We start from the raw sequence: 1,246 nt of genomic DNA, 5'->3' as shown, positions 1-1,246 counted from the left end.
ATCAACAATCGAATTAAGTTGATTAAGCGCCAAGCTTATGGGTTTGTAAACTTTGAGAATTTCCGTAAGCGCTTGCTAGCTTGCTTTTCTGATTAGAAAAACTTATCACCATGCTGCCGGAAGAACCGATCAAGAAACGGCTAACAACCGCAATGCACCGGAACTTTGAAGTATACGGTTTATAGCATAGGTTATCTGCGTCCGGTGATTGCGAACGTTATGCGGCTTGCGTTGTCGGTTATGGCGATGTTTAGAGGTGATCTGTGAGACGATTGAGAGTCAGCGCGTTAAGTTAACAAAGTGGTGCTGAGGTTGAAATCAATGCTCTATATGGTCATCGAATATTTCAATGCAGGAGCGGCTGTTGATATTTACCGTCGTGCCCGCGATCGTGGTCGTCAATTGCCACCCGGTCTTGAGTATGTAGACAGTTGGGTAGATTTAGACTATTTTCGGTGCTTCCAACTCATGCGAACAGACGACCGAGCCTTGTTTGAGGTTTGGATCGAAGCTTGGAGCGATCTCGGTCATTTTGAAATCATCCCGGTGCGGACTTCGGCAGATGCTGCTCAGCACATTGCAGATAAGCTCTAAAACTCTCCTCTTTACTCTGGGGAGCAAGAGTTCTCGATATAATTGAGTAGACGTTTTTCTATCATGCCCTTCTATGGACTATCAAAACATTATTACGATTGAGCCTGGGAAGCGCAGTGGTAAACCGTGTATTCGGGGAATGCGAATCACTGTGTACGATATCTTGGAATATCTAGCAGGCGGGATGACCGAAGCGGAAATTCTGGAGGATTTTTCTGAACTGACTTCAGAGGATATCAAAGCGTGTCTTGCTTTTGCTGCTGATCGCGAGAAAAAATTATTCGTGGCATCACTGTGAAGCTGCTTTTAGATGAAAACCTATCCGACCGCATCATTCACAGAGTTAGCGATCTGTATCCGGATTCTGAGCAGGTTAAGGCGCTAGGACTGACCAATACAGACGATGCAGTGATCTGGGAGTATGCAAAGACAAATGGTTTTGTGATTGTTTCCAAAGATTCTGACTTTCATCAGCGGAGTTTGCTGTATGGTCATCCACCCAAGTTTATCTATCTTCAGGTTGGTTGATCTTGACTCAAGAAAGTGGACAGGTACTTTAAGCTACGTTCAGGCCCTCTAGAGAGAGCCAGTAGTTGTCTTCAAACTGCACTGGGGACAGATATCCAAGAGTTGAGTGCAACCGTTGTCGGTT

The 1,246-nt window shown here is 45.2% G+C and carries 3 protein-coding genes and 1 pseudogene; all 4 read left to right on the top strand.

What is annotated here, in order from left to right; genetic code table 11:
• Complete coding sequence (locus IQ254_RS34175) at positions 1-96, top strand: transposase (RefSeq protein ID WP_369011301.1); 96 nt, start codon at positions 1-3, stop codon at positions 94-96.
• Between the two features lie 225 nt (positions 97-321).
• Positions 322-594 (top strand): DUF3303 domain-containing protein, encoded by a 273-nt coding sequence (locus tag IQ254_RS31180; RefSeq protein WP_193970009.1) that lies wholly within the window; start codon positions 322-324, stop codon positions 592-594.
• Positions 595-667: 73 nt separating this feature from the next.
• The gene (locus tag IQ254_RS31175; protein ID WP_193970008.1) at positions 668-892 is read left to right on the top strand and encodes a DUF433 domain-containing protein; all 225 of its coding nucleotides are present in this window, start codon (positions 668-670) and stop codon (positions 890-892) included.
• Positions 889-1,119 (top strand): annotated as a pseudogene (locus IQ254_RS31170) (DUF5615 family PIN-like protein); the annotation flags it as partial. The gene IQ254_RS31175 and the pseudogene IQ254_RS31170, both read left to right, overlap by 4 nt.
• Positions 1,120-1,246: the final 127 nt, after the last annotated feature.

The organism is Nodosilinea sp. LEGE 07088, assembly GCF_015207395.1.
Lineage (GTDB): Bacteria > Cyanobacteriota > Cyanobacteriia > Phormidesmidales > Phormidesmidaceae > Nodosilinea.
Note: the sequence above shows the minus strand (reverse complement) of the source record. Positions and strands in the feature narration are given on the sequence as shown.

Excerpts from the sequence above, each read along its gene's own strand:
- IQ254_RS31180 (WP_193970009.1), top strand. The coding sequence starts at position 322 with ATGCTCTATATGGTCATCGAATATTTCAATGCAGGAGCGGCTGTTGAT.
- IQ254_RS31175 (WP_193970008.1), top strand. The coding sequence starts at position 668 with ATGGACTATCAAAACATTATTACGATTGAGCCTGGGAAGCGCAGTGGT.